We start from the raw sequence: 1,489 nt of genomic DNA, 5'->3' as shown, positions 1-1,489 counted from the left end.
CCTTGTTCCCGTCCCGGCTCCTGTCGTGGGTCAGGAGAGGGCCGCGGCGATGACGCCGGTGCTGCTCGTGGGCGAGTCCGTCGCCCCGGAAGCGCTGCACCTGCTGGCTGTCGATGCCGCCCGGCGTGCTTCGGCGGTCTATGTGTGGGCGGTTGACCAGCGGGATGTCACCGATACAACGGCGGCTGCCGGGGCCGCGCAGACGCAGGCGGCCGATCTTCTGATGCTGGACGGCGACCCCTGGCACGACACCGTGCGCCGGGCTGCTGCCGCCGACGGCGACCTGCCGGTGGTCTCCCGCCTCCTGAACAGCTCGGGCCGGGCCCGCACCCAGCTCGCCCGGGCGAGCGTCGCCTGGCGCTACGGCGGCCCGGCGGCGCTGAGCGCCCTGGACGGCACACTCGTACCGCCGCCCGAGACTGAGGCCGCGGCACGCGAGCGGCTGCTGCAGGTACGGATTCCAGGCCGGTCAGGACCGCCCAGGCCGCGCCGGACCCGTGGCCGCCTGCAGCTGGTCGGCGAGGACGTCGAGCTGCGCTGGGGCTCGGACGGGTGCTGGTACCCGTACCAGAAGGAGCGCGGCCAGTGGTGGGCGGCGGGCCCGCCCGCCACCGACGCCGACGAGGCGCTGTACGGAGCCCTCGGCGCACAGTGACCTTGGGGCGAATGGACGGGTGCGGCGAATGGACGGCACGACCTGGCAGCTCTCCATCGACAAAGGGGCGCCCTCACCGACGAACCCGTCCCAGTCGTGGCGGTCTCCCGCCGCAGAGTCGACGGCCCGAGGCCCGATGCCGCCTACGGCCCCGGCGGCTTGCTGAACGCTTGGCCGCTGTGAGGGGCGGATCGCAGGCGAGACACGGGAGTTGGCGAGCGCGATCAGGTCGAAGACGATGCGGAAACGTCCCGCAGACCTCAGCCCCTTGCCGACGCTGTTGTGTACCGTTGGCGACCCCGGGTCTTGTATTTTGTCGCGCATCCTGTGCTGGGATGGTGCTGGAATGCTCCCACATACCCGCAGGTCAGAGCGTTGTGGGGTAGTTCCGCTTCAACGTCTGATCGGTTCGTTACCGCAAGCTGGGTTGTTCGTCAGGTTCGCAGATGGCAAGGGGTCGACTCTTTCGGGAGTCGACCCCTTGCCGGTTCCCGTGCTGGCATCGCCCTCTTCTCCACAAGGCCCTCGGGGCCCAGCGGTCGGATGGCGGCGCGCGAGCGTGGCCAGCGTTGCCAGGTCGCCAGCGGTGGTGGGGGCGAAGCCGTGCACGACGACCGGTGGTCCGCCGTGATCGGACAGACTCCGTGCCCAGCTCGCCCAACTCGACCGGCGTGCGGACGAGTTGGGCCACGCCCGGCAGACCCTGCGGCGGGCGATCGCGACCACCGAACAGGCCGGATGACCACACGCCGTCCGGACGACGTCAGGACGTGAGGGGCTCGGGTGCCGGGGCTGAGGTGGTGGGTGCGGTGGTGGTCGGGGTGGGTGTGGGGG

1 pseudogene is annotated in these 1,489 nt (G+C 71.4%); it reads left to right on the top strand.

What is annotated here, in order from left to right:
• Positions 1–655: pseudogene (locus O3W51_RS48005) on the top strand (hypothetical protein); the annotation flags it as partial.
• Positions 656–1,489: the final 834 nt, after the last annotated feature.

Source organism: Streptomyces sp. H39-C1 (assembly GCF_027158125.1).
GTDB classification, from domain to species: domain Bacteria; phylum Actinomycetota; class Actinomycetes; order Streptomycetales; family Streptomycetaceae; genus Actinacidiphila; species Actinacidiphila fildesensis.
The sequence above is the reverse complement of the archived record's forward strand: the minus strand, read 5'-3'. Positions and strand labels throughout refer to the sequence as shown.